Source organism: Actinomyces sp. oral taxon 171 str. F0337 (genome assembly GCF_005696555.1).
Classification (GTDB): domain Bacteria; phylum Actinomycetota; class Actinomycetes; order Actinomycetales; family Actinomycetaceae; genus Actinomyces; species Actinomyces oris_E.
Map to the genome: position 1 here is coordinate 97,744 of NZ_CP040005.1, position 26,443 is coordinate 124,186.

22 protein-coding genes are annotated in these 26,443 nt (G+C 71.3%); 13 read left to right on the forward strand and 9 right to left on the reverse strand.

All coding sequences use genetic code 11. The annotated features are described in order from the left end of the window. Positions 1–70: 70 nt before the first annotated feature. Positions 71–1,279 carry a PLP-dependent transferase gene (locus FBF36_RS00425; protein WP_009398259.1) on the reverse strand — a complete coding sequence of 403 codons (1,209 nt, stop codon included), beginning with the start codon at positions 1,277–1,279 and terminating at the stop codon, positions 71–73. A gap of 131 nt (positions 1,280–1,410) precedes the next feature. Next, positions 1,411–2,820: a MalY/PatB family protein gene (locus FBF36_RS00430; protein ID WP_138136951.1), complete on the reverse strand. Its 1,410-nt coding sequence runs from the start codon at positions 2,818–2,820 to the stop codon at positions 1,411–1,413. A gap of 556 nt (positions 2,821–3,376) precedes the next feature. Between FBF36_RS00430 and FBF36_RS00435 the strand changes: the two genes are divergently transcribed. Then, positions 3,377–4,378: an alpha/beta hydrolase gene (locus FBF36_RS00435; RefSeq protein WP_009396065.1), complete on the forward strand. Its 1,002-nt coding sequence runs from the start codon at positions 3,377–3,379 to the stop codon at positions 4,376–4,378. A 140-nt stretch (positions 4,379–4,518) separates the two neighbouring features. Here FBF36_RS00435 and FBF36_RS00440 read toward each other — a convergent pair whose 3' ends face one another. From FBF36_RS00440 to FBF36_RS00450, 3 genes are all read right to left on the reverse strand, one after another. After that, complete coding sequence (locus FBF36_RS00440; protein WP_138136953.1) at positions 4,519–7,257, reverse strand: heavy metal translocating P-type ATPase; 2,739 nt, start codon at positions 7,255–7,257, stop codon at positions 4,519–4,521. 69 nt (positions 7,258–7,326) lie between these two features. Beyond that, complete coding sequence (locus FBF36_RS00445; protein ID WP_009395977.1) at positions 7,327–7,596, reverse strand: heavy-metal-associated domain-containing protein; 270 nt, start codon at positions 7,594–7,596, stop codon at positions 7,327–7,329. 84 nt (positions 7,597–7,680) lie between these two features. Beyond that, a complete protein-coding gene (locus tag FBF36_RS00450; RefSeq protein WP_034492093.1) occupies positions 7,681–7,962 on the reverse strand; it encodes a metal-sensitive transcriptional regulator in 282 nt (93 codons plus the stop codon). Positions 7,963–8,129: 167 nt separating this feature from the next. Between FBF36_RS00450 and FBF36_RS00455 the strand changes: the two genes are divergently transcribed. Then, positions 8,130–9,047, forward strand: a complete 918-nt coding sequence (locus FBF36_RS00455; RefSeq protein WP_138136955.1) for a hypothetical protein — start codon at positions 8,130–8,132, stop codon at positions 9,045–9,047. A 44-nt stretch (positions 9,048–9,091) separates the two neighbouring features. Here the strand turns inward: FBF36_RS00455 and FBF36_RS00460 are convergent, their stop codons facing one another. Beyond that, positions 9,092–9,817 (reverse strand): response regulator transcription factor, encoded by a 726-nt coding sequence (locus tag FBF36_RS00460; protein ID WP_009393250.1) that lies wholly within the window; start codon positions 9,815–9,817, stop codon positions 9,092–9,094. Between the two features lie 264 nt (positions 9,818–10,081). On the opposite strand from FBF36_RS00460, the gene FBF36_RS00465 reads away from it, so the two are divergent. The 8 genes from FBF36_RS00465 (at position 10,082) to FBF36_RS00505 (ending at position 20,343) form a co-directional block, all read left to right on the forward strand. After that, positions 10,082–11,473 carry a YcaO-like family protein gene (locus FBF36_RS00465; protein ID WP_009393252.1) on the forward strand — a complete coding sequence of 464 codons (1,392 nt, stop codon included), beginning with the start codon at positions 10,082–10,084 and terminating at the stop codon, positions 11,471–11,473. Between the two features lie 66 nt (positions 11,474–11,539). After that, entirely contained in the window at positions 11,540–12,256 is a 717-nt protein-coding gene (locus FBF36_RS00470) for a hypothetical protein (RefSeq protein WP_009393254.1), read from the forward strand. Position 12,257: 1 nt separating this feature from the next. Continuing rightward, the gene (locus tag FBF36_RS00475; RefSeq protein WP_138136957.1) at positions 12,258–14,054 is read left to right on the forward strand and encodes a bacteriocin biosynthesis protein; all 1,797 of its coding nucleotides are present in this window, start codon (positions 12,258–12,260) and stop codon (positions 14,052–14,054) included. Then, complete coding sequence (locus tag FBF36_RS00480; protein ID WP_138136959.1) at positions 14,044–14,778, forward strand: hypothetical protein; 735 nt, start codon at positions 14,044–14,046, stop codon at positions 14,776–14,778. The genes FBF36_RS00475 and FBF36_RS00480 overlap by 11 nt, the downstream gene beginning before the upstream one ends. A 207-nt stretch (positions 14,779–14,985) precedes the next feature. After that, a complete protein-coding gene (locus tag FBF36_RS00485) occupies positions 14,986–15,189 on the forward strand; it encodes a hypothetical protein (RefSeq protein ID WP_034492667.1) in 204 nt (67 codons plus the stop codon). Between the two features lie 122 nt (positions 15,190–15,311). Then, on the forward strand, positions 15,312–16,517 hold the full coding sequence (locus tag FBF36_RS00495; RefSeq protein ID WP_050792677.1) for a PqqD family protein: 1,206 nt from the start codon (positions 15,312–15,314) through the stop codon (positions 16,515–16,517). Beyond that, positions 16,514–19,156: a lantibiotic dehydratase gene (locus FBF36_RS00500; RefSeq protein WP_138136963.1), complete on the forward strand. Its 2,643-nt coding sequence runs from the start codon at positions 16,514–16,516 to the stop codon at positions 19,154–19,156. The genes FBF36_RS00495 and FBF36_RS00500 overlap by 4 nt, the downstream gene beginning before the upstream one ends. After that, positions 19,153–20,343 carry a thiopeptide-type bacteriocin biosynthesis protein gene (locus FBF36_RS00505; protein WP_009395623.1) on the forward strand — a complete coding sequence of 397 codons (1,191 nt, stop codon included), beginning with the start codon at positions 19,153–19,155 and terminating at the stop codon, positions 20,341–20,343. Before FBF36_RS00500 ends, FBF36_RS00505 begins: the two co-directional genes overlap by 4 nt. A gap of 339 nt (positions 20,344–20,682) precedes the next feature. On the opposite strand, the gene FBF36_RS00510 is transcribed toward FBF36_RS00505, so the two are convergent. Both FBF36_RS00510 and purB read right to left on the reverse strand, forming a co-directional pair. Then, positions 20,683–22,383: an ATP-binding protein gene (locus FBF36_RS00510; protein WP_009395626.1), complete on the reverse strand. Its 1,701-nt coding sequence runs from the start codon at positions 22,381–22,383 to the stop codon at positions 20,683–20,685. A 208-nt stretch (positions 22,384–22,591) separates the two neighbouring features. Further along, positions 22,592–24,037, reverse strand: coding sequence for an adenylosuccinate lyase (gene purB / locus FBF36_RS00515; RefSeq protein ID WP_138136965.1), 1,446 nt, complete (start codon positions 24,035–24,037; stop codon positions 22,592–22,594). A 147-nt stretch (positions 24,038–24,184) separates the two neighbouring features. On the opposite strand from purB, the gene FBF36_RS00520 reads away from it, so the two are divergent. Continuing rightward, positions 24,185–24,937: a hypothetical protein gene (locus FBF36_RS00520; protein WP_198282998.1), complete on the forward strand. Its 753-nt coding sequence runs from the start codon at positions 24,185–24,187 to the stop codon at positions 24,935–24,937. 65 nt (positions 24,938–25,002) lie between these two features. Here the strand turns inward: FBF36_RS00520 and FBF36_RS00525 are convergent, their stop codons facing one another. Further along, positions 25,003–25,392, reverse strand: coding sequence for a hypothetical protein (locus FBF36_RS00525; protein WP_034491974.1), 390 nt, complete (start codon positions 25,390–25,392; stop codon positions 25,003–25,005). Between the two features lie 248 nt (positions 25,393–25,640). Here FBF36_RS00525 and FBF36_RS00530 point away from each other — a divergent pair, with 248 nt between their 5' ends. Both FBF36_RS00530 and FBF36_RS00535 read left to right on the forward strand, forming a co-directional pair. Continuing rightward, a complete protein-coding gene (locus FBF36_RS00530; protein WP_138136967.1) occupies positions 25,641–26,066 on the forward strand; it encodes a GNAT family N-acetyltransferase in 426 nt (141 codons plus the stop codon). Between the two features lie 175 nt (positions 26,067–26,241). Beyond that, the gene (locus FBF36_RS00535; RefSeq protein WP_225792399.1) at positions 26,242–26,418 is read left to right on the forward strand and encodes a helix-turn-helix domain-containing protein; all 177 of its coding nucleotides are present in this window, start codon (positions 26,242–26,244) and stop codon (positions 26,416–26,418) included. The last annotated feature ends 25 nt before the right edge of the window (positions 26,419–26,443 follow it).

Genomic DNA, 26,443 nt, shown 5'->3' on the forward strand with positions numbered 1-26,443 from the left:
CGACGACGCGGCCCACCAGTAGCTGCCGGCGGGCCGCCCTCGGTGTTCCGGGTTCCGGCTCAGTCCGTGGTCAGGCGCCGGCGGCCTCGAAGGCCTGGGCCAGGTCCGCGATGAGGTCGTCGACGTGCTCGATGCCGACGCTCAGGCGCATGAGCCGGTCGCTCAACCCGTAGGAGGCGCGCACCTCGACCGGAACGTCCGCGTGCGTCTGCACCGACGGGCACGTCACCAGCGACTCCACGCCGCCCAGTGACTCGGCGAAGGTGAACACCCGCACTGAGGCCAGGAAGCGGGCCACGTCCACCGACTCGGCCAGGTCGAAGCTCACCATGCCCGAGTGCCCCGGGTAGAGCACCCGTGTCACGTACGGGCTCGAACGCAGGAACTGTGCGATCGCAGTGGCGTTGGCCTCGTGGCGCTCCATGCGCAGTGCCAGGGTCTTCAGGCCGCGCAGCAGCAGGAAGCAGTCGAAGGGCCCCAGCGTCGCCCCGGTCGTGTTGAGCCGGTAGTTCAGCCGCTCGGCCAGGGCGTCGTCGGTCACCACGGCCACGCCCGCCATGACGTCGTTGTGCCCGCCCAGGTACTTCGTGCCCGAGTGGACGACGACGTCGGCCCCCAGCTCCAGGGGCCGCTGCACCACCGGGGTGTAGAAGGTGTTGTCCACCACCAGCCTCGCCCCGGCGGCGTGGGCCAGCTCGGCCGCCTCGGGGATCGCGATCTCCTCCATCATCGGGTTCGTGGGCGTCTCGATGATGACCAGGTCGGCCGGGTCGGCCAGCGCCCCGCGCAGACCCTCGATGCCCAGGACGAAGTCGACGTCGGCCGCCCCTTCCTCGGCCAGGACCTCCAGGAAGCGGAAGGAGCCGCCGTACAGGTCCCGCAGCGCCACGATCCGGCTGCCGTGCGGCGCCAGCGTGCGGGTCACCAGCTCCAGGGCCGCCATCCCCGAGGACAGGGCGAAGGCGGCCGTCCCGCCCTCCAGGCGGGCCAGGGCGTCCTGCAGGACGTCGCGGGTGGGGCTGGCCGTGCGCGTGTAGTCGTAGCCCGTCGACTCGCCCAGGCCCGGGTGGCCGTAGGCGGTCGACAGGTGGATCGGTGTTGTGATCGCGCCCGTGGCCGGGTCGGTCCCGGTGCCCGAGCGCACCAGCAGCGTCTCCAGACGGAGCTGTGGGTCCGGGGCCGACGACGTCGGGTGGTGGTGAACTGGGAAGGTGCGGGCGGCCGGCGGCTCGGGACACTCGGGGCGAGTGGCGGGCTGGGGTGCGGACGGACTGGTCATGAGTGCTTTCTCCTCATGGGCGGGGGAGCGGCGGGAAGGAATGATGGCTGACGGTGGACGGCGACGCGGGTGGTGGCCGGTGACCGGACGCCTGCGGGCCGGCCCGCTTGGCGCGGCCCGGGCGAAGCGGCTCAGGCGGACAGGGCGGCGGGGCCCTGCCCGGCATGCTCTGCATGCTCTGCGGCGCGCGCGGTCACGGCGGCCACCGCCGCCTCCAGCCGGTCCAGGGCGGCGTCGAGGGTGGCGCGGGGGCAGGCGACGTTGATGCGGGTGAAGCCCTCGCCGCCGGCGCCGAAGATCCGGCCGTCGTCGAGCCAGAGGCCGGCCTCGTGGAGCATGACCTCGTCGAGCCGCTCGGGCTCGAGCCCGGCGGCCTGAAGGAATCCCGAGCAGTCCAGCCACAGCAGGTAGGTGCCCTCGCAGGGGGCGGCCTCGATCCCCTCGATCCGCTCCAGGCGCGCCTCGACATGGGCCCGGGCGGCGGCGATGTGCTCGCGCAGGGCGTCGAGCCAGGCGTCCCCGCTCTCGTAGGCGGCCCGGCAGGCCGTCAGGCCCAGGGTATTGGGCTGGGAGTAGCCGGTGGTGGCCAGCTCTCGGCGGAAGGCCCTGCGCAGACGGGCGTCGGCGATGAGGATGTTGGCGACCTGCAGACCCGCCAGGTTGAAGGACTTCGACGGCGAGGTGCAGGTGATCGTGTGCGCGGCGGCCGCCTCGCCCAGGGAGGCGAAGGGGGTCGTCGCGAAGCCCGGCAGGGCCAGGTCGGCGTGGATCTCGTCGGCCACGACGACGACGCCGTGGCGGGACGTGACCTCCTCCAGGGCCGCGAGCTCCTCCCGGCTCCAGACCCGGCCGACCGGGTTGTGCGGGTTGCACAGGAGCAGCAGGCGCGCACCGGTCGCCTCGATGCTCTCCTCCAGGGCGCCCAGGTCGCGGCGGTAGACGCCGTCGGCGTCACGCACGAGGGGGACGGCGGCCACGGTGCGCCCGTTGACCTCGACGACGTCGCGGAAGGGGTAGTAGACGGGCTCCTCGATGAGGACCGCCTCGCCCGGCGCGGTCAGGGCGCGCACGGCCAGGGCCAGGGCCGGGACGACGCCGGGGGTCACGGTGTTCCACTCGGCCTCCACCTGCCAGCCGTAGCGGCGGGAGAACCAGCCGGTCAGGGCCGCCCGGTAGGCGTCGTCGGGCTCGGAGTAGCCGAAGATGCCGTGTCGGGTGCGCCACAGCAGGGCGCTGGTGACGGCCGGCGCGGTGGCGTGGTCCATGTCCGCCACCCACAGGGGCAGGACGTCCTCGGGGCGGCCGCGCTTGACGGCGGAGTCCCACTTGAGGCTGGCCGTGCCGCGGCGGTCGGGGACCGCGTCGAAGGCGGCCGGGTCAACGGCGGGGGCGGTGAGGAGGGCGGAGCGGTCCGCCGAGGCGAAGGCTGCTGCGGGGGAGGAGGTGGCAGGCGCCTGAGGGGCCTGGAGGTCCGGGCGGGCCGGACAGGTGGAGTCGGCGGAGTCGCTGGAGCTGGAGACGGGGCTGAGGTGGGCGTGCATGACAGAAGGTCCTCTCGGGTCCCCTGGGGGCGTGACACTCGCGAGCGCAAGGCGGCTGCTGCGGCGTCGGGCTCAGGGGCGGCCGGCGCGCGGGCCGGCCGAGGCGGCGGGTTCTCAAGGGATGAACACGGGGGCGTTGGGGCCTCCGCGGAGTACGACGAGCCGGTTTCAAGCGGCTCGGACTCTCACCGTTACGTGTCAGACAGCGACGGCTGGCGCTGTCAGCGCATGCACATTCGACCCTCGCCAAGGGTGCGCACCATCATCGCGCGGGCCTGGGGCGAAAGAGTCGTCATGGCGGTGAGCATAGCGGGAGCACCGCAGCCGGCGCCACCTCGTCCCGCACTGCATCGCCTCGGCAGTGAATCGGCTCATGGGGAAGACGATCCATATATTTAATCTGGACGGTTTTTGTAGCATGCTCTGACAGTGTCGGCCACCGTGGCGCCGCGGGGGCCGACACTGTCCGCCTCCACCGGCTGGTTGAGGCGCATTCCGCGAGAGCGATTCATCGCTCCTCTCCAGCACCGTCACAAGACAAGGAGCTGTCCACCCGATGAACCAGACATCAGATCAATTCGCGCCCCAGGGCTCGGCGCGCCCCGTGCGCGGCCGGGCGATCAACCGACGCAGCATGCTCAAGGGAGTGGGTGGGGCCGCCGCCCTCGCCGCCGTGGGCACCGGAGTGTCCGTCGCCGCTGCGGCGCCCGCCCAGGCCGCCGGCCTGAACGTCGTCGAGCACCAGGACGGCGGCCGGATGCAGTACTACCGGTTCGCCACTCCGTCCATCAGCACCAACCCTGCCGTCAACGTGCTGCTGCCCGACGGTTACAACCCCTCGCGCCACTACCCGGTGCTCTACCTCCTCCACGGAGGCGGCGTCGGCGCCGACTTCAGGGCCTTCGACAACGAGGGCATCCGGGACCTGACCGCAGGGCGTGAACTCATCGTTGTCATGCCCGACGGCGGCTCGGCCGGCTGGTACTGCAACCCGGTCGCCTCCAACGCCGGGCCCCGGAACTGGGAGACCTTCCACATCAACGAGCTCATCCCCTGGGTGGACTCCACCTTCAGCACCATTGCCGAGTTCTCCGGACGGGCCGTCTCCGGCTTCTCCATGGGCGGCTTCGGGGCACTGAAGTACACGGCCAAGTACCACGGCCACTTCGCCTCCGTCTCCAGCCACTCCGGACCCTCGGACCTGCGCGGTCCGGACGGTTCCAAGATCACCCACTGGGCGAATGCGAGCTCCGCGCTCGTCGAGCTCAAGGGGGCCATGGTCTACGGGGCTCCCTGGGATGAGGCGCGCGTGACCGCGGACAACCCGATGGAGAACATCGAGAAGTACCGGGGTAAGCGCATCTTCCTCGTCTCCGGTGTCGATATCGACATCAACGAGAGCAACGTCCTGCCGACGCAGAGGAACTTCGGTGGAGCGCTGAAGGCGGCGGGTATTCCTCACGAGCGTTTCGAGGATGCCGGCGGCCACATCGTGCGCCGGGAGCGGATGCAGCAGGACATCGATGGCATCATCGCCCACCTGACCAAGGCGGGCTGAGGGATCTCCCCTCGTTCTGCGGTCTGTGAGGTCCATTGACGCTGAGTCGTGGACCGGTCAAGAGCTCGGCGTCGAGAACCGTGAGTTCAGCGGTTCTCGACGCCGAGCTCGCATGTACCCTCGGCTTCTCAGCCGGCCGGTCAACCGGCGCGGCGCAGGCGCAGGGAGTTGGTGACCACGATGACGCTGGAGGCGGCCATGGCGGCCCCCGCGATCATCGGGTTGAGCAGGCCGGCGGCCGCCAGCGGGATCGCGGCCACGTTGTAGGCGAAGGCCCAGAACAGGTTCTGGCGGATGATCCGCAGGGTCGCCCGCGACACCCGCACCGCGGCCACCGCCGCGTCCAGGTCCGTGCGCACCAGGGTGATGTCGGCGGCCTCGATGGCCACGTCCGCCCCCGAGCCCATGGCGAAACCCAGCCCCTGCGTGCCGGCCTGGGCCAGGGCGGCGGCGTCGTTGACCCCGTCACCCACCATGCCGACCACCGCGCCCTGGGCCTGCAGGTCGGCGACGACGTCGCGCTTGTCGGCGGGCAGCACCTCGGCGCGCACGTCGGCGGCGCCGATCCCCACCTGGGCCGCCACGTGCTCAGCGGCCCGGGCGTTGTCCCCGGTCAGCAGCACCGGGCGGATCCCCAGCTCGCGCAGAGCCGCCACCGCCGCCCGCGAGGAGGGCCGCACCGTGTCCCGCACTACGAGAACGGCTACTGCCTGCAGCGGCTTCTTGTCGGCGTCTGCCTCAGCCTCGACGGTGTCAGTGGTATCCGCCGCGCCGACCGCGACGACGACGGCGGTCGCCCCGGAGTCCTGGGCCCCCTCCACAGCGGCCCGCACCGCCTCGGGAACCTCGGCGCCCATCTCATCGGCGAGCCAGCCCGGCCGGCCCACCGCCACCCGGCGCCCCTCCACCGTGGCGGACACGCCCCGGCCCTCATGGTTGGAGAAGCCGGTCGGTGCCGGCAGGTCGCCCAAGCGCTCGCGGGCGGCCGCCGTGATGGCCGCGGCGACCGGGTGCTCCGAGGCGGACTCGACCGTCCCCGCCAGGCGCAGCGCCTCGTCCCCGAGCGGGTTCAGGCTCGCGAGGGCGTCCTCCTGGCCGCTTGCGCCGGCGCCAACCTCGCCACTGCCGGCCGAGTCCGGGACCTGCGATGACGTCGGCTCCGATCTGCCCACCTCCCGGCAGGCATCGATCTCCAGGCTCATGCGCCCCTGGGTGACTGTGCCGGTCTTGTCCATGACCATTGTGTCCAGTGCCTGCGTCGACTCCAGCACCTCGGGGCCCTTGATGACCACGCCCAGCTGGGCGGCCCGGCCCGAACCGACCAGCAGCGCCGTCGGCGTGGCCAGCCCCAGCGCGCAGGGGCAGGCGATGACGAGCACGGCCACCGCCGCGGTGAAGGCCGCCTGCGGACTGTGGCCGGTGAGTAGCCACCCCGCCAGGGTCGCGGCCGACAGCACCAGGACGATCGGCACGAACACCCCCGAGACCCGGTCCGCCAGCCGCTGGACGGGGGCCTTGCCGGCCTGCGCGGCCGTCACCATCCGGCCGATCCGGGCCAGCGTCGTCCCCTCGCCCACGGCCGTGGCCCGCACCAGCAGGACGCCGGAGGTGTTGACGGTCGCCCCGGTGACGGTCTGCCCGGCCTCGACCTCGGTGGGTACGGACTCCCCGGTGAGCAGTGAGGCGTCCACGGCCGAGCGGCCCTCGACGACGACGCCGTCGGTGGCCACCTTCTCACCCGGCCGCACGAGGAACAGGTCCCCGGCGGCCAGCTCCTCGGTGCTGATGCGCTCCTCGGTGCGGGTGGCCTCCGCGCGGGGCGAGCCGTCCTCATCGAGGACGTCGGCGGCGTCGCGGCTGCCCGACGGCGAGGTGAGGACGACGCGGGTGACCTCCTTGGCGCCCAGTTCCAGCAGGGCGCGCAGGGCGTCGCCGGAGCGGTACTTGGCGCGCGCCTCCGCGTAGCGGCCCGCCAGGAGGAAGGTGGTCACCCAGGCGGCCGACTCGAAGTACATGTGGGCGGCGTGCCCCTGGGAGCGGGGCAGCAGCTCCATGCTCATGCGCATGCCGATGTGCCCGGCCCCGCCGAGCACCAGCGCCCACAGGCTCCAGGCGGTCGCGGCGATCACCCCGAGCGACACGAGCGTGTCCATGGTGAAGGCCCCGTGCCGCAGCGCCCGGAAGGCCGCCTTGTGGAAGGGCCAGGCCCCCCAGACCGCCACCGGCAGCGCCATGAGCGCCACCGTCCACTGCCAGCCCGGCATCTGGAGGGCCGGCACCATGGAGATCGCCATGATCGGCACCGACAGGATGAGGCAGTAGAGGAGCCGCAGGCGCAGGTCGGCGGCCCGTTCCACGTGCGAGGCGCCCAGTGTCGGTGCGTCCTGCCCGGAGGCGGAGCGGGGGGACGCGCCGCCGGCGCTGACGGGAGCACCGGGGCGTGTCTCCGGCGGTGCCGCCGCCATGGACAGCGTCGCGCGGCCGCCCGTGCCCTTGGCACTGCGCCGGCCTTCGGCCGAGCCGGGTGCGGACGGCCCCGACGCTGATGCTGCCGATGACACCGATGCTGCCGACGTCGTCGACGCGGGCTCCCCGGCCGGCGATGCCTCCGATTCGACCGGCTCATCCGGTGAGGCGGCATCCAGCAGGGCGCCGGTGTAGCCGGCGCGGGCGACCGTGGCCAGGAGGTCATCGACGCTCACCGCGCTCGGGGCGGTGACGCGGGCCGACTCGGTGGCGAGGTTGACCGAGGCGCTCACGCCGTCGAGCTTGTTCAGCTTCTTCTCCACCCGGGCCACGCAGCTGGCGCAGGTCATGCCCCCGATGGAGAGGCTGACGGTGCGCTGCTGCCCGCCGGATTCCTGGCTGGTCGTACTCATGGGAGCCTCCTTGTCTGTTGCTGCTCTGCGGCGCCCAGACGCCGGGCGTCGACGTTGGGGTGTCCGGGCTCAGCGCTCGCGGACGTCGCGCTCGACGGCGTCGAGCGTGTAGTCCCCGGCCTCATCAATGGCCTCGGCCAGGGCCGTGTCCTCCAGGCGGATGTCGGAGAGCACGGTGACGGTGGACTGCCCGCCCTTGTTGAGCAGGACGGAGACGTCCTTGACGCCGTCGAGCGCCTCGAGCTCCTCGGTGACGTGGGCGACGCAGTGGCCGCAGGTGAGTCCGGAGACCTTGAGGGTGGTGGTGCGGTCGATGCCATCGGCGGTGAACTCAGTCATCTCTCACTCCTTGGGAAGCGTGTGCGGAAAACGGGTGGATCGGAACGGGAACGAGACGGTCCGGCACGGGGCGGACCGCGCTGTTCAGGACCGCACGAGCCGGGCGATGGCGTCGGAGGCCTCGCGGATCTTGGCGGTGCCCTCCTCGTCGCCGGCCTGGGCGGCGTGCAGGACGCAGTGGCTCATGTGGTCCTCCAGCAGGCCGAGGCTGACGGCACGAAGAGCCTTGGAGGCGGCGGAGATCTGGGTGAGGACGTCGATGCAGTAGACGTCCTCCTCAACCATGCGGGAGATGCCCCGGACCTGCCCCTCGATGCGGCGCAGGCGCTTGAGGTAGTCCTCCTTGGATCCGGTGTAGCCGGCCATCTCTCCTCCGTTGTCTCGGTCGGGATCGAACATACCCCCGGGGGGTAGATCGGTCAAGTACCCCCTAGGGGTATGTGGTCGGTGATGGCCGCACGGAGTGCGGGCGGGGCCGGCCCGATGGGTACGGAACCGGGACACGGGGAAGGGGGACGTGGGATGCTCGTGCCATGACCGCCGCTGCCCATGCCTGCCCTGGCCCCGCCGACCCCGATCTCCAGCTCGCCCAGGACCCGAGGGCCGGCGCCGGACGGCTCATGGTGCTGGCCGGCAACCGTCCCGACCTGCGCGGCGTCATCGTGGACAACCCGGGCTGCTCCCCGGAGCTGCGGGCCTGGGTGAGCCGCATGGGAGGTGCTTCCGCCGGCTCCGGCCGCGGCGGGCGCCACGGCGCCGATGACGCTGCGTCCTGGACCGACGACGCTGACAACGCTGACAACGCTGACAACTCCGTGTCGCTGGCACCCACGGGCTGGGAGCCCTCCGACATCGGCCTGGGCGACGACCCCTTCGGCTCCGTCCTGGGCGATCCGCTCATGGGCTCACCGCTCTTCGACGACGCCGGCGACCTGGGCCAGGAGCCCGCCTCCGCCGAGCCCGCCGGCGCAGCCGGTCGGAACGGGAAGGGAGGGCGGCGACCGTCGTCGAGCCGGAGCACGGCCAAACCGCGTACCGGCCCCGCCCGCACCGCCTCGCGCACGGCCGCGGCCCGGGTCTCGCCGTCGCCCGTCCCGCCCGCGCAGCGGCCGTCGGTGACGATGCCGCCGCGACCGGCTCCGATGCCGCCTGGACGCTTCGCGCCGACGGCACCGTTCCCGGTGCCGGGGACTGCCGGGCCCGTCGGAGCCGCTCCGGGCCGGGCGGAGGACAACCCCTGGGCCGCGGGGGAAACGCCGGCCGCCGGTGCCCCGAGCGCCGCAGGCGCCCCCGGGGCCTCCTTCGGGGTGGGCGGTGACGACGCCCCGCCGTCCTTGCGGACCGCCAGGAGGCCGGCCCCGTCCTCGCAGCCCAGCACGAGCCCGGCCAAGGTTGTGGGCTGGGTCTTCTTCGTCCTCCTGTTCATCATCATCCGGGCCTGCAACGGCTGAGACGGGAGGGAGTCGGGGCCGGCACCCCAGAGGTCGGGTGGGCCTCAGCGCGCAGCGGAGCCCGGGGACGAGCCGCTCGGGGCGCTGGTGGCCGGGATGGTGATGGGGCTGTTGGATGCGTAGCCGTGCTTGAAGGCCCACACCACGATCTCCAGGCGCGAGGCCGTCCCCGTCTTGTGGAACAGGCCGGTGATGTGGGACTTGACCGTCGCCTCGGCGATGGCCAGCAGGGAGGCGATCTTGCGGTTCGAGGCCCCCTCGCACAGGAGGTGGAGCACGTCGCGCTCCCTCTCCGAGAGGTGGACGCTGCCGTCCGCGCCGCGCACGGAGGCCAGGGCGTAGTCGATGAGACGCGTCGTCGGCGTCGGAGCCACGACCTTCGCCCCGGAGTGGACCGTGCGCACCGCTGCGATGATCTCCTCGGCCGGGGCGCTCTTGAGCAGGAAGCCGCTGGCGCCCGCCCCCAGGCCCTGCAGGAGGTCCTCGTCGGTGTCCACCGTGGTCAGCAGAATGACCCGGGTCGACGGCGAGAGGCGGAGCACCTCCCTGGTCATCTCCACGCCGTCCATGTGCTCCATGTGGACGTCGGTGATGAGGACGTCGACCTGGTGCGACTGCAGAAACCGCAGGACGGCCCGCGGTGAGCGTGTTGCGGTGAGGACCTTGAGGTCCTCGACATCAGAGAAGTAGGACTCCAGATGGGCCAGGGCCATCGCGTCGTCGTCGACCAGGGCCAGGCCGACACGATCGGGAGAAATCTGGGAAGACATGAGTCTCCTTGGGCAGATGTGTGCAGCCCGCGGTCAGTGGGGGGCGCGGCCTGCTGGGAACAGTGAACAAAATACCTGAAAAAGGAGATTCGCCGTGTAAACGCTCCGAGACGCGCCCCGACCAAAGGTGGACAGAGCCAGCCGAATGGCGAATGAAGCAGTAGATCAAAGGCCGATGCGAGGCCCCATTGGATTCCGGCAGGCTCTTGGCCAACGGCACTTCCCCAAGTGTGCCTCCTCTGTCGTTCCCAGGAAGGAGGGTCCGTGTACCGCTCTGCGCTCATTGAGGGCGTCGCGCCATCACTGGCTCGTGCTGCGTCACTCGAGTCTCCCTTCGGCCTGGTTTCCCGTTCCACCGAGCTGCCCCAAGCGGCCGGAGAGCCGGTCTTCGCGATCTGGACCGGTCTTCTGGGTGATCCCTCTGAGGCGCTGAGGTCACAGCGCACCTGGAATCACCGTGCCGAGGCGGGCAACTTCGACGGGGCCGGCGGGGCCATCGACGCCGATCGCGCCAGACACATCGCGATCGTGGAGACGATGGAGCGCTACTCCAGCTGCTCATGGACGGAGGAGGAGCTGGTGTGGGACACCCCCGCCGGTCTCGGCGAGGCCGCGATCGGACCGGAACGCTGGCCGGCGTGCTCGGCCACCGAGCTGGCGGACCCCGACTGCGGGCTCATCGCCTCAGACCCCCGCGTCCCCCTGCGATGGGTGCGCGGCTGGTCCCTGACCCGCGGCCGAGAGGTCTTCGTCCCAGCGGTGCTGACATACCTCAACTTCCCGGTGCGCACCCCCTCCGAGCAGTTCGTCAACCCCATCTCCACCGGCACTGCCGCGCACTCCGACCTGCGCGAGGCGGTCCTGGGGGGCCTGCTCGAGGTCATCGAGCGCGACTCCATCGCCCTGACCTGGCTCCAGCGCCTGCGCCTGCCCGCGGTCGCCGTCGACCCCGACACCCTGGGCGAGGTCGCCGCCGAGTACCACCGGGTGGGCACCTCCACCGAGCTGGAGACCCACCTGTTCGACGCCACCACCGACTACGGCGTCCCCACCCTCTACGCCGTCCAGACCTCGCAGGTCGACCCCGAGCTGGCCCAGGTGGTGGCCGCCACCTGCGATATCGACCCGCAGCGGGCGCTGGCCAAGATCCACCGCGAGCTCGCCTCCCTGCGCATCGCCCTGCGCAGCCACGCCCGCGGCCCGCGCGCCCAGGAGATCAAGGGGCAGGACCTCACCGTGGTCGGTGGCGCCCTGGCCGACGCCGAGCTGTCCATGCGCCACGTCTTCGACTTCCTCCTGGAGGGGGAGCGGCCCGTCCACGCCCTCAATGGGATCGGCACCCTCACGGCACCGTCGGCCGGCGCCGGCGGCAGTGGCAGCCCCGACGGCAGCGGCGGCCCCGATCCGCTCGAGCAGGTCGTCGCCAACCTGGAGCGGGCCGGCGCCGAGGCGATCGTCGTCGACATCACCACCGATGAGGCCCGCCAGGTCGGCATGCACGTCATCAAGGCCCTCATCCCCGAGGCCATGCCCCTGTCCTTCAGCCACCACGCCCGCTACCTCGCCACGCCACGCCTCTACCAGGCGCCCCGGGCGATGGGGCTGACCGTCCACGACGAGGAGGGGATCAACCCCGTCCGCCAGCCCTTCGCCTGAGCCATGAGCACGACGTCCGCACCACCATCCACCTCACCGACCGACTCCCAGGAGCCCCGACCCGACATGAGCATGACGCCGCCCGCGCCGGCCGCGCAGCCGGCACAGCAGCCGGCACCTCAGGCCCCCACGGGGCCGGTGACGGCATACCTGCCCCAGGGCGGGTTCGCGCGCGCCGTCGCCGCGCGGCTCGCCGGGGACGGCGACGTCGTCGTCCCGGTCGACCAGGGGCTGGTCAGCGCCTACATCCCCTACGCCGACCGCGCGGTTCTCATCGCCGACCCCGACCAGTCCGGACTGCGCGAGGACCTCGACACCCTCTCCTTCACCCGGGGCATGCCCTCCCTGGGCCTGGAGCTGTTCCCCACCGAGTTGCGTTGCGGGCCGCTCGTGGTCCCCGGCCGCAGCGCCTGCTACCGCTGCTACGACCGGCGCCGCCGCCAGCACGGCTACCGCCCCCTGCCCCCCGAGGTCTCTTCCGAGCACGGCCCGCTGGAGCAGGCCTACGCCCACCACCACGTGCTCCTGGGCGCCGGCCTCATCTCCCTGGCCCTGCAGGTCCTGGACGCCCCCGGTCCCCAGGACCCGGCCCCGACGGACGCCGACGTCGCACCGATCGGCGGACAGGTGTGGACCATCGACCTCGTCTCCGGCATCACCACCTGCTCGCCGACCGTGGCCGTCGACCGCTGCGAGACCTGCTCGGGCCGCTACGAGGGGCGCCGCGACGGCCTGCCCGCGCTCGCGGCCCTCTTGCCCGAGCGACGTGGGGAGGTGGCCTGAGATGGCCGGGAACGATACGGGTTCCGTCATGCGCGCCGGCGACGTCGGCCGCGCCGCCCGCCGCGACCTGCAGTTCCGCATCCCCCGCAGACCCGTGGTCCGGCTGGGGCTGCGCGCGCGGCCCGACGAGACCGGCTGGATCATCGACGGCGCCCGCAAGAGCCAGGTCCTGGGCGGCGCCTTCGCCCGCGAGCACATGGGCCCCCTGCTCCAGGCCTGCGACGGCACCCGCACCCTCGACGAGATCGGCGAGGTCACCGGCATCGGCCCCCAGGCGGCCTTCGAGGCCGTCTCCCTGCTGTGGACCGGCGGCATCGTCGAGGAGGGCGACACCGAGCCCGCCCCCGGCGACCCGGCGCCCGAGCTGGCCCGGTTCCTCTCCCGCCTGGGCGACTCCACCGGCGTCAACGACTCCTGGCAGGACGCCGCCCGCCGCCTGGCCGCCGCCCGGGTCGCCGTCGTCGGGGACACCGAGCTGGCCGGCGAGATGGTGTCCGCCCTGGAGCCCACCCTGCCCGAGGTGCGGCTCGACAGCGCACCCCGCCGGGGGGACACGCTCACCGTCCTCATCGAGACCATCGGCTGCGCGGCCCGCTCCCAGGAGGTGGCGCGCCGCTGCCGGCAGGAGGGCATCGCGCTGCTGCGGGTGCGCGCCGAGCAGGAGGCGGTGACGGTCGGCCCCTACGTGGACGAGGCCTTCTCGCCCTGCCTGGCCTGCGCGTGCGCCGATGAGCCCGACCTCGGCCCCCGCCCCGAGGCCGCCCGCCGCGACATCGTCATCGGCCTGGCCTCCCGGGCCGTGGCCGCCCTCATCGCCCGCGCCACCGTCACCCACCTTCCCGGGGACGCCCGGCGCACGGACCTGGCCACCTTCACCTACTCCGACCGCCCGGTCGTCTCCCGCCCCGGCTGCCCCGTCTGCGCGGTGGCCGGGCGGGGCGAGGAGCCGGTGCCGGTGGCGCCCTCGGCCCCCGTGGGGGCCCGCTACGAGCAGTCCGTGGCCATCCCGCCGGCCGCCTTCGTCGACTCCAAGGGTCACCAGCAGCACTACAAGCCCTCCAACCTGCGCCTCCAGCGAGAGTTCCGCGACTGGCCGGTCTGCCCGCGCACGCCCCTGCCGCCGGCCGACCTGAAGCGCCTCGACCAGCCCTGGCCGATCGTGCACCCGCTCACCGATGACGGCGCCGAGCCCGACGTCGTCACCCGCCCCACCCTGTCCGAGCTAGCCACGATCCTGGCACTGTCGGTCGGTGTGCGCGAGCCGCTCGGTACCGAGCCCACCGGCCAGGAGCGGGCCGAGGTCGTCCAGACCCCGCTGAGCGCCAAGCTGCGCCGCTGGACGGCCGCCGGCGGCAACATCGGCTCGGTGACCGCCTACGTCATCGTCCCCGAGCGCGGGCGGGTGGGCCACGAGGTGAAGGGGGCGGCCGGGCAGCGGCCGGCCCCGGGCACCTACGTCTACATCGAGCGCGACCACGCCCTGGCCCTCATCGGGCCCGGCCCCTCGGCGTCGGACACGGGCACGGAGCCCCTGCCCGACGGCGTCGGCGCCCGGATCGTCCTGACCGGCAACGTGGACAAGGTGGCCCGCAAGTACTTCTCCTTCGCCCTGCGCATCGCGGTCCAGGACTGCGGCTGCTCCTTCGAGGTCATCCGCCTCGTCGCCGACGCCCTGGGGGTGCCGCTGCGCGCCCGCGCCCGCTGGGACGAGCAGCGCATCGCCCGGGCGCTGGGCACCGACCCGGCCCGGGAGCCGGCCTGCATCGTCGTCGACCTGGGAGGCAGCCGTGCGTACTGACTTCGAGACGCTGCGCGAGCTCATCGCCGGATTCTCCGCCGGATCGGACGCCCGCCCCGCCGAGCCGACCTCCGACGGCCTGGCCGCGCGCCGCCCGCGCCCGCCGCTGGACTGCCAGGGGCCGGATGCACTCGCCCTCGGCCCCCAGGAGTCCTACCCCTACAGCCTGCACGAGACCTTCGAACGCCGCTCGTCGTCGACCAGCTATGGCACCGAGCCGCTTGAGGCCGAGCCCCTCCTGGCGATGGTGCGCGACGCCCTGGCCGACGACGCGAGCACCTGGGGCCAGGACGCGGCGTCCTGCCCCCTGGAGCCCTTCGTCCTCCTCCTGCGCCCGCGCGGGGCCGAGCCCAGCATCTACCGGGTGCGGCTCGACGGCGTCGACCTCGTCCGCCCCCTGCCGCAGGCCGAGGAGATCGAGGGCATGGCGGTGCAGAAGGAGTTCGCCCGCGCCGGCGCCATCGTCTCGGTGGCCGCCAACCTCGATCAGGCCGACACCTGGGGCGGGGCGGCCGGCTACCGCTTCACCATGAGCCGCAGCGCCGCTCTCATCTACTCGCTGCACCTGCGCGCCATCGCCCGGGGACTGGTGGGGACGGTCTTCGCCGGCTTCGCCACCTCGGCGGTGCGTCACCTGCTGGACTCCGACGGCGTCAGCCGCCACCAGATGTTCGCCGTCACCATCGCCAGCCCGCTGACAGAACCGCCCGATGAGGCCCGATGAGGCGGCCGGCTAGCCCCGGCCCACCAGCCGCGAGCGCCCCTGACAGCCGTCGGCCATACGGACCCAGAACTGCATACCGCGTCACAGAGTCCCACAGACCACCCCGTTCGCGGGGTTGGGGCCCGGTCCCGGCAGACCGGACCCCCGGGGCCCGAACGGGCCCCGCTCCTGCCCACAAGACATCTGAGAGAAGGAGGTGAACAGCATATGACGAACAGCTCGATTGATCTCACCCTCGCCGACAGTGACTTCGGCGTCGAGGAGCTGCCCGAGGGCAACGCCCTGGGTTGTGCCTTCAGCCACGCCAGCGCGTCCTGCCCGGCCAGTGCCGCCTCGGCCTCGTGCCCGGCCAGCGCCGCCTCGGCCTCGTGCCCGTCCTGCGCAGCCAGCGCATCGACGACGTCCTGCTGACGACCCCATGGTGGCGGGTAGGGGACCGGGGTCTCCTGCCCGCCACTCGCGGTACCCCGGAGCCCCGCGAACCGACCTGAGGGAGCCACGAGCCCACGATGAGCACGGTGATGAGCACGGTGATGAGCACGCCGACGAGCCCGCCGACGAGCCCTGGTAGCCCCCCGACGTCTCCGATCCCGCGCCTGCGCCGCGGCGTGAGCCTCATCGTCGGGATGGACGACCAGCCGATGCTGTTCGACTCCGACTCGGGCAAGTACCACAGGCTCGGCGCGGCCGCCGCCTTCATCGTGGGCCAGTTCGACGGGGTGCGCCCCCTGCCGACCATCATCGAGGAGCTGCCCCAGGACATCGACGAGGCGGGCGCCCAGCGCATCACGGGCCTGGTCGACAACCTGCGCGACAAGGGCCTCCTGGCAGGCGGCGAACCCGCCCCCGCCGTCCCTGAGGCCCCGGTGCGCACCAGGCGCACCCGCGGACGCCACACCGCCCAGCCCCGCCAGGCCCGCCACCTCAAGGTCGAGAGGCCCCGCCGCAGCGGGGGCTGGTGGCTGCCCCGCATCATCATCGCCCGCAAGTACCACCGGATCGTCGCCCCGATCGTCACCCTGCTCCAGCGCCTACCGGCCCCCGCGCTCAGCTGGGTCTTCCTGGCACTGGCGACCTGCGGCTACGCGGCCGGGGCCATGGTGCTCAGCTCCCTGGCCGGTGGGCCCCGCCCCGGTGTCCTCGTCCTCGTCACGGCGGTGGCGATCCAGCTGGTGAGCATCCTGCTGCACGAGTCCTGGCACGCCATCGTCGCCGGCTACCTGGGCACCCCCATCCGGGGACTGGGGGTGGCGCTCATGTTCTGGGCGATCCCCATCGCCTACGTCGACCGCACCGACTCCTACCGGGTGCGCTCCCGGAGCGGACTGACCATGCTGGCCCTGGCCGGCATCTTCTCCGACGGCGTCGTCTGCGGCCTGGAGGCGGCCATCGCCTGGGCCTCGACGGGAACAGTGCGCCAGGTCGCCCTGACCCTGTGCGCCTTCCAGCTCACGATGCTCGTCACCAACCTCAACCCCCTCACCCAGTCCGACGGCGTCGCCGCCATCGAGGCGGCCACCGGCTCGGTCAACCTGCGCGGGCGATCCATGTTCGTGCTGCGCTGCGTCCTGAGGCGCCAGCCCCTGCCGCCGGCCCTGGCCGTCATGCGGCCCGCGGTGCGCTGGGGCTACTTCATCTACGGGCTGGCGTGCTCTCTTCTCGGACTGCTGGCCTTCGTGATGAGCATTGTATGGATAGGCTACTGGCTGTACGCCCTCGTGAAAGGTTTCCTCCTATGACGCAGCCGGTTCTCTCTCGTGCCGGTGCCTCCCCCTCCCGACAGCCACAGCCGCAGCCCGTATCCGCCGTGACCCCCGGGGAGCCCATCCCGTCCGCTCCGTCCTCCGCCGTACCAGCGTCGGTACCGGCATCGGAGCCGGAGCCCCCGGCCCTGGCCCAGCCCGCCGTGGCCCTGCCGACCCTCGTGCGTCTGGGCGGGCTCCCGGTGCGGGCCGTCCCCGAGACCAGCGCCGCCGTCATCGGCAACCTGGACTACCTGCGCCGGCTCGACGAGGTGCTCGACGGCGCCGCGAAGCAGCTGCTCGACCCGCTCTACGAGATCGTCCCCACCCTGGACAAGACCGAGCGCCGCCCGGTCCTGCGCGCCAAGCGCCGCGTCTTCCAGGGGCGCGCCACCGGCCTGTCCGAGGAGGTCCTGGCCGCCCTGCCCGCTGAGCTGCGCGCGCTGCTGGAGCGCTGGGACGCCCTGGTGGCCCGCAAGGAGGAGACCCGCGCGCGCCTGGCCGTCCTGGTCGACGTCGACCTGGACCGCAGCCGCGAGCTGCTGGCGGCCGGCCTCGACGAGCCCGGCTACCAGGAGGCCCTGGCGATCGCCGCCCCGGCCCTCATCTCCACCCTGGCCGCCCGCGGTCGCAGGCTCGAGGACCCCCGCGTCCTGCGCACCCTCTACACCCTGGCCACCCGGGCCGCCCTCAAGACCAGCCCCTTCTCGGGGCTGACCACCGTCAACGAGGCGGGCCGGCCCTCCACCGGTCGCAGCCACCGCATGGTGGCCACCCACCTGGCCTACCGCATCCTGAGTACCACCGCCCAGGACCTGGCCCCCGACAGCGCCCTCTACCTCGAGCCCGCCCCCGTGCGTCGGGCCTACAGCGCCGATCCCGGCCCAGGCGCGGCCGGCGCCTACGGCCAGTACCCGCCCAGTGAGGCCGAGGCGGAGACGCTGACCGTCCTCGGCGAGCACGAGTACGGCAACGGCATGGTCTTCCGCCAGGAGAGTGTCCAGCCCGCCCGCTGGCTCCAGGAGACCCACGACGCCCTGACCGGCGGCGGCATGCACGCCGTGCTCAGCGTGCGCGACGCCTGCGAGCGAGTGGGCGGCGCCGACCCCCGCCTGCGCCTGGAGCGGCTGCTGGCCTCCGGCGCCATCGTGCCGCACGTGCCCTGGTACCGCGGGGAGAACCCCTTCCCGCTGCTGGCCGCCTCACTCTCACCGGAGCAGCAGCGCCAGTGGGGCAAGGACCTGGCCTGGCTGGCCCGGCTCGACGACGCCGTCGGCGCCGCCGACGGGCCCGGCCGCGCCGAGCTCCTCAACCGCACGGTGCGCCTGGCCGAGCGCGTCTTCCCCGACGGCGAGCTCGGCGAGCGCCCCAGCGGCTTCCTCTACGAGGACCGCGAGTCCACCCGCAGCTGGGTCGACCCCCTCGAGGACGCCCCCTTCGAGCAGGACGTCAAGACCCTGGGCGAGCTCGCCGACCCCTGGGTGGCCCGCTCCCACATCTACGACCTCATGGTGGCCCGCTTCGTCTCCCTGTTCGGAAACGGCGGGGTGTGCAAGGACCCGCTGGCCTTCTTCATGACCATCGCCCACGCCCCCGACGGCGACCAGGAGATGCTGCGCGCCGCCGGGCTCGACTACGCCGCCGGCCCTGATGAGGAGCGCGCCGCCCTGTCCGGCGGGCACTCCGGCTCGCCCAGGCACCTGGGCGCCTTCCTCCAGCCGGTGGCCCCCAGCGCCCGGACCTACGCCGCCGGCGGGGGCCTGACCGTCGTCAACGCCTTCACCAACGCCAACGGCTCCCTCCAGGCCCGCTTCCACCGGCTCCTGGGCTCCGGCTTCCGGGAGCGCCTGGCCACACGGATCCGCACCGCCTGGGGCACCGAGCGGGTCCTGGAGATCCAGGCCAGCACCGAGTGCAACACCGGTCAGGCCGTCTCCTGCGGACTCCTGCCGCCGCTGGGCCTGCCCGGTGAGCCGGGAGCGCCGGACGCGGTCCCCCTCAGCTCCCTGCGGCTCCTCCACGACCCGGCCACGAGCACCCTGTTCCTGGCCGACGACGCCGGGCCCGTGGGACTGGCCTACCTGGGCCTGACACCCCAGTACCTCCTGGGCGGCTACCTGTCCTGGCTGGTGCTGCTGAGCGACCCGTGGTCCCGGCTGCCCCCGTTCGCGGACCACTGGACCAGCCGCCGTCGGGACCTGAACGGGCCCCTGCCCGACGAGGTGACGCACGCCGAGCGGACCGTGGCCGGCCGGCTGGTCACCCGGCGCGAGTCCTGGACCTTCCCGGCCGACCGGATCGCCCCGCTCATGGACCGCGACCTGACCACGACCCTGCTGCACATGGACGACCTGCGCAAGCAGTGGGACATACCGACGGAGGTGTTCGTTCACCAGCACATGCCCTCCCAGGGCGCCACCTTCGACCAGCACAAGCCCCGCTACGTGGACCTCACCTCGCCGGTCTCGCTGCTGGCGCTGCGCGGCTGGATCGACCCCGGCGCCGCCCACATCAGCTTCGTCGAGGCCCTCCCGGCCCGCGGCCAGGCCCTGGGACTCACCCAGGACGGCGAGCCGACGGTGGCCGAGTACCTGGTGGGGCTCCAGTGGCCCAAGAACCTGGGAGGCATGGCATGAGCGCCCACGACGACGCCCAGTCCAACCGGCGCGAGCAGCGCAACCAGCCCAGCCGGCTCATCCGCTCCCGCAGGCTGCGCTGGCTCGGGGGGCGCTCGCGGGCCGGTGAGCAGGCGGAGCGCGCTGGGCAGCCCGATCAGTCCAGCCAGTCCATTCAGTCCGACCCGTCCGGCCAGGGAGGCGTGACTCCGCAGGTGGGTGGCTCGATCCCGGGGATCCAGCCCCTGGAGATGGCGGCCGCCGACTTCGGCAACCTGCGCGCCCAGCACAGCTCGATGCGTCAGCGGGGGGCGGCGATGGCTGGTCAGCGCGAGGGGGTCGGCTGGCTGTATGCGCGGATCTACTGCGCCGGCGGGGACGACACCGACGCCCTGCTGCCCGAGGTCGCCCAGTGGCTGACCCGGGCCCGCGGCCAGTGGGACATCCGTTCGGCGCACTTCCTGCGCTTCGTCGACCTGCGCGGCCACCACATCCGGTTGCGGCTCAAGGCCGTCGAGGGCGTTCTGGATGAGGCCTACGCGAGCATGCGCGAGCTGGGGGCCGTGGCCCAGCAGGCCGAGGCGCGCACGGTCCAGCGCCTCGTCTCGGACCCGATGACCGGCGGGATCGGCGCCAGCCGGCCCGGCATCACCTTCGGTGTCTACGGCCCCGAGTACGACAAGTACGGGGGAGTGGCCGGTGTCGAGGAGGCCGAGCGCCACTTCTACGTCTCCAGCCGATGGTGCCTGGACCACCAGGTCTGGCAGATCCCGAGGCCGGTGCCGCGGGCGGCCCTGGCGGCGCGGTTCCTGGCGCTGGCGGCCCGCAGTGCGCCGCTGCCCGAGGCCGAGCTGCTCTCCGCCCACCTGCGGATGTGGGGATCACGGCTTCCCGCGCACCTGCGCGACGGCAGCGCCCTGGGGCCGATTGTTCAGCAGCTGCTGGAGGTCATCGAGTTCCAGTTCGATGAGATCCCGTCCTGGAGCCAGGCGGCCGGTGCCATCGGCGAGCTGGCCGACGACGCCGGGCGCGCCATCGGAGTCATGGGGGCGGGCACCGGTGGGCGCCGGGCCCTGGACCTGCTGCACATCGACGTCAACCGGCTCGGCCTCAACCCGGCCGAGGAGTGCGTCGCCGGGCTGTGCGCCCGCCAGCTCCTGACCGGGGGCGCCGTGCCCCCGGCCCAGCCCTCAGCCGCCGTCGGGTAGCTGGGCACTGCCTGGCCCCTGAACCCCGAAACGCGCCGAAGTGGCCATGAGAAGGCCCCTGATTGTCGATGAAGGGCGCCAGAGTGTGCATGAAGTGTCGATGAGGTGTTCATGAAGGGCCGTGGAGTGTCGATGAAGGACCGGAAGTGTCCACGGTGCTGACATCAACACTGCACTGACCTCCCAGCCTGAGAAGAAACCCTGGGATTCCAACGATCTGTGCCAGGCGCTTCGACGGCTGGCGCGCTGATGTCAGCGCTGTGGACACTGGGCCATTGCCGGACCCGCTGGCGCGCCCTCAGTCGTCCAGATGGGAGATGACTTTGGCGGGCCCGCCCATCAGGCGCGGCGGTACGTGGTGGTGGTGTCACCTCGACGGCCGTCTTTCTCAACGAATCCGGCCTCCTCGAGATGTTTGAGCGCGTACGTCACCTGGCGCGGTGACAGGCCTGTGGCCTCGACGATCTGCTGGCGCGTGCGCGGCCCGTCCTCGAGGCTGGCCCAGACGGCGGGCGTGTTGGTGGACAGGGCGGAGATCTCTGGGGGAACAGCTATGTCTGTGGTGTCGGAAGTCGGTCGAGTGCTGTCGGAGGCAAGAACGTAGGAGGTGGAGCCGCGTTGTCCTTGGGCCTCGGCGTAGCCCCGGTTCACCAGCTCCTGGAGTTGACGACGGGCCTGCTGGGAGTCGCAGCCGAAGCGACGGCGATAGGAGGAGTTCGTCCACGACTTTCCGTGCCGCATCTCGACCAGTGCGTGGCGCTGCTCGATGCCGAAGCCCTGGGCTTCAAGGCCGGACAACCAGGTGAGATCCTCAGGTGAGAGGAGCGCGCTTCGGGGAAGCAGAGCCGTGAAGCGCACGCCGGTGTCCTGAAAGCGGACGGGTTCCATGTCTGCCTCTCGCAGGGCGCGACGGACCTCCCGAATACCGGAGCCCAGGCCTTCGATCACGCGCCGTCCCTCGTGGTCCGTGGCGAAGGTGCAGATGGTGTAGAGGTGCTCGTTGACCGCAGACTTCCCGTCTCGTGTGCCGAGCTGATCCACGCTCAGCCCCCACAGACCACCTGGGCTGGAGATGACGAGGCGGTCGTGCAGCAGACGAATCTCAATCCCCTTCGACAGCGCGGGCTCGGAGAGGTCTCGGTGGACGAGAGCGTTGGCGATGAGCTCACGAACCGCGACGAGCGGGAACTCGTGGACATCGCGGCCATGTCCGTCATCCCCGAACTGGATGCGTGTCTGCGTGGTGCGTGCGACCCAGTCAACGGCGTCGGCGAGCATCTGAGGCAGGGGGCCCGCGATCGTGAGCCGATCTGTTGCCCTGACCGCGTCATTCGTGTCGGTGACGGCGGCTGTGATGGACAGGCCGGGGAACTGCCTCTGGGGATAACGGCCCAGCGCGTACAGCCCTGCCCGGGTCGCCTCTCCGTCCTCGGTGAGGATGTTCAGGTTGAGGAGGACCTCGGTATCAGACTGTCCGCCGAGCGCGGTGGAGCCGGCGCGAACCGCTCGGAGAAAGCGCTGAACCAGATCGTTGTCGAGGCTGTCGATGGAGGTGCCGGGAACGGCAACGGAGTCCTGCCGAGGACGTTGGTGGCGCAGAAGGAGCTGCTGCTCCTCCTGCTGCGACATGCGGTAGTCGCCGTCGTACTGGCGGAGGTACGCCGCCCCCGTCTCCCTCCACCGGCATGGCTTGCTGTTGACGGGAACTTCCTGCACGTTGGCGGCGACGACGGTCTTGCCCTCAACGGTGATGGCGTGCGTATCGACAGCGATCTCGGTGGAGAAGCCCTGACGAGCCTGGGAGATGAGGGCCTGCTGGAGCTCGTGCGGGTCCTGGACTCCGACGACGGACACCGGATCCTCGCCGACACCCAGGAGGATGGTGCCGCCTCCAGGAAGATTCGCGAAGGCCGACAGTGTGGGACCGAGGGCGTTGCGGGAGTACTCGGAGAATGTCTTCGCCTCGATCTCAAGGCAGTCGCCGCCCTCCAGTGCCAAACGAGCGAGGGCTTCCGTGAGGTCAGTCAGATCGACAATCACATGTCAATTGTACATAAAGTGTCGATGAAGGGTCCCAGAGTGTCCATGAAGTGTCGATGAGATGTCCATGAAGGGCCGTAGAGTGTTGATGAAGGGCCCGAAAGTGTCGATCAACGACCATGAGTGTCGATGAAGGACGTCATGTGTCCATAAAGGAACTGCTGGCCGGCTGGCGGTCTGTGCCAGTGCCGGACCCGCCGGTGCGCCCTCAGTCGTCCAGGTGGGAGACGAGCTCGGCGGCCAGGCCCGTGTAGGTGGCGGGCGTCAGGGCCAGGAGGCGCGCCTCGACGTCGTCGGGCATGCCGAGCCCGGAGATGAACTCGCGCATCCCCTCGGGCGTGACCTTCTTGCCGCGGGTGAGCTCCTTGAGGCGCTCGTAGGGGTCGGCCATGCCGGTCGCCCCGGCGACGGATGCCGCCCGCATCGCCTGCTGGACGGGCTCGCCGAGCACCTCCCAGGTCGCCTCGAGGTCCTCCTCCAGGCGGGCGCGGTCGACGTCGAGCCCGGCCAGGCCCCGCCGGATGTTGTCCACGGCCAGCAGCGAGTGCCCCAGGGCCACGCCCACGTTGCGCTGCGTGGTGGAGTCGGTGAGGTCCCGCTGGAGGCGGGAGGTGACGAGTGTGGCGGCCAGCGTGTCCAGCAGCGAGCAGGAGATCTCCAGGTTGGCCTCGCCGTTCTCGAAGCGGATCGGGTTGACCTTGTGCGGCATGGTCGACGAGCCGGTGGAGCCCTGCGCGCTCAGGCGCTGGTGGAAGTAGCCCAGCGAGATGTAGGTCCACACGTCCGTGGCCAGGTTGTGGGCGATCCGGTTGAAGCGGGCGACGTCGGAGTAGAGCTCGGCCTGCCAGTCGTGGGACTCGATCTGCGTGGTCAGCGGGTTCCAGGTCAGGCCCAGGTGCTCCACGAAGCCGCGGCCCACGGCCTGCCAGTCGACGCCGGGCACGGAGACGACGTGCGCGCCGAAGGTGCCGGTGGCACCGTTGATCTTGCCCAGGTACTCGGATGCCTCGACGCGGCGCACCTGACGGCGCAGCCGGTGGGCCAGGACCGCCAGCTCCTTGCCGAGCGTCGTGGGGGTGGCCGGCTGGCCGTGAGTGCGCGCCAGCATGGCGGCGTCGGCGTGCTCGTGGGCCATGGCGGCCAGGTCCTCGACCAGCCCGCGGGCGGCCGGCAGCCACACCTGTTCGACGGCGCCCCGGATCGTCAGGGCGTAGGAGAGGTTGTTGATGTCCTCGCTGGTGCAGAAGATGTGGACGATCTCGCCGACCGTGGGCAGCACGGTGGAGCCACCGTCGGCGCCGACGACGCCGGGGGCCTGAGCGGCCGCGGCCAGGCGCCGCTTGAGGAGGTACTCGACGGCCTTGACGTCGTGGCGGGTCTCGGCCTCGATGGCGCCGAGCTCGGCGATCTCCTCGGCCCCGAAGTCCTCGACGACGCCGCGCAGGTAGGCCTTCTCGGAGTCACTCAGGCGGGGCGCTCCGGGCAGGACGCCGCCGTCGGTGAGGTGGATGAGCCACTCGACCTCGACCTGCAGGCGGGCCCGGTTGAGGGCGGCCTCGGAGAGGTGGTTGACCAGCGGTGCGGCGACGGCGCGGTAGCGGCCGTCCAGGGGGCCCAGTGCGATGGCGGGGGAGACGGTGGAGAGATCGACCATGCCGCTCATTGTGGCAGGTTGCCGCCGATCTCTGCGAGGGGAGCCTCCGGGGTGGTGATGAAGACAGGATGCTCAGAGAGCGTGGAGAAGCCGTACCGACTTCCTTAAGATAGTCTTCTCTCGTTGCGATGCCAGAGGAGTCCCATCGTGGTCAGCACACATTATGGCGGTGAGGTGGAACTTCTTCGCAGTCATTACAAGGGGCTGCCCAACGATGAAAGCCTGGTCGCCTTCGTGGATGAGTCCTATCGCCTGCCCGGGGAGGCGAAGCCTGGTGAGTCGCCTTTCTACACAATGACGGCGGTGCTGCTGCGTCGGAAGGATCTACTCGGTACCCGTGAGGATCTCACGCGCATTGCTGACGGGGACTACTGGCACACTGTTGAGTTCGCTCAGCGCGCGGAAGGGCGAGACAAGATCGCCGACATGCTCGACTATCTGGCCAGCTACAAGGACACATGCGTTATCTCGGTGCACAGTTCTCTTGGAACGGAAGGTGACGCGAAAAGCATGCGCCAAGCGTGTTTGCACACGTTGGTGGTGGCGCTGGCTGGTTCGGGCCCTGATGAAGGTGTCACATGGTCGCCGGTGTCCATGTTCGTCCTCGAGAGGCAGCGTGCCATCAAGGACGCGGATCGAGACCTGTACACGATCAAGCAGGCGCGTAGGCGCGGGCTTGTGCCTCGTCATACTATTGTGAAGCACGTGTCGCCAGCGATCGAGCACCTATTGTGGCTTCCGGACATGGTCTCCCATACCTATCGTCGCTACATCACACACGGCGACCAGCAGGTTCTTCGGCTCGATGATCAGACCGTCACCTTGGAAGCTTCAGGAGGAACAAGCGACCCCCTGGGTGCCGCAGCATATCACCAGGGGGTAAGCTCGCAGTTCCCGTAGGAAGTGCGGAGTCTTTGCTCACTACAATTTATACCCGTAGGCGCTGTCGTGCGCAAGACCTGGGCCTATTCGGCGAGGGGAGCCTCCGGGGTGGTGATGAAGACGGGCTGCGGGGCGGGCTTGCGCTGGCGGTAGGCGTTGACGACGACGTAGAGCAGGATCCCGGCCGCCGGCAGATTGACGGCGGCGACGGCGTCGTGGTTGTAGAGGCCGTGGCCGAGCAGGGCGATCGCCAGTCCGAGGCCGATGGCGCTCAGTACCGGGATCGGTGGCCCGGGGATGGGGCGGGCCGGCTCAGCCTGCTGCACGTGCTGGGCCTGGAGCATGATGAGGCTGACCGTCAGCAGGCTCAAAGGCGTCAGGAGGGAGGTCTCCCAGCCGAAGAAGGCGCTGCCGAAGGTGAGGACCAGAACGGTGGTGGCAAGAGTGGAGACGAGAGGAGGGAGGAGTCGCATACTAGTGACCTCGTGGGCGGATATCATGGGGAGTGGTACGACCAGGCAAAATCCTGCCGGATTCTTGTGGTGTTTTCAACAAGTGGCCCGTCATCGTTGACGGGGAGCACTACCCGGTTGCCGTCAACCTACACGGCAGGTCGGTCCCGCATCCCTAAAATTGGCTCTGACCAGCGAAAATGCAATGGCTCTGTGATGCCATAGGTGCTGTGCCGCCCAGAGATCACGAGCCCGTGGAGGGAGTGTGGATGTCGACGAGACCGGCGGTCAGACGGCTGGTGGGGGAAGACCTGGCCAGTGAGCAGATGCTGGTCCTTATGCGCGAGGCCGCGGGACTGCCCGACGCCGAGCTACGTAGGATCCTCACCGAGGAGCTGGCTGTCGTGGAGGTTGTGGGCACGGGTCCGCAGGGTGCGCCCACCTCTGTGGCCGCCTACGTGTCTCGACCCGATGGCGTCGTGCTGGAGTACATTGCCGTGGCTCCGGGGCTACGTGGCGACGGAATCGGGCGGGCGCTCGTTGATGCTCTTGTCAGTGTGTCTGGGCAGGTTGTCGCCGAGACCGACGATGACGCCGTCGGCTTCTATCGGGCGCTCGATTTCGACATCGGCCCTGCGCCATCGGACCCGCGCTGGCCGGGGCGCCGCCGCTACCGCTGTGTGCGGCGGCGCTGATTCCGAACGGCGCATGTCGGGGACTGCGTCTTGCCCCGAGGACGTCCTTCTCCCCCGAACGACGTGGCTCCGCCTCCAGTCGTCTGGGGGCCAGCGCAGTCCTCGGGGCGAAAGTACGTTCTCGACCGACGTCGTCGCAGGGCCCGAGCGGCTGGTTGTGCCATATGCTGACCTCATGGGTCGCTTCCGTACTGATGACGCACCGGCACTCATTCGTGCTGCGCGTCTGGATGCAGGGCTCTCACGGGTTCACTTGGCCCAGCGTGCAGGCTTGAGCGAGTCGGTCTTGACGCAGGTGGAGTCCGGGGCGCGTGCGGTGTCCGACGAGCTGCTCGAGGCGGTGCCACTGTGAACGAGGATCGTCAACGGGCCCGCTT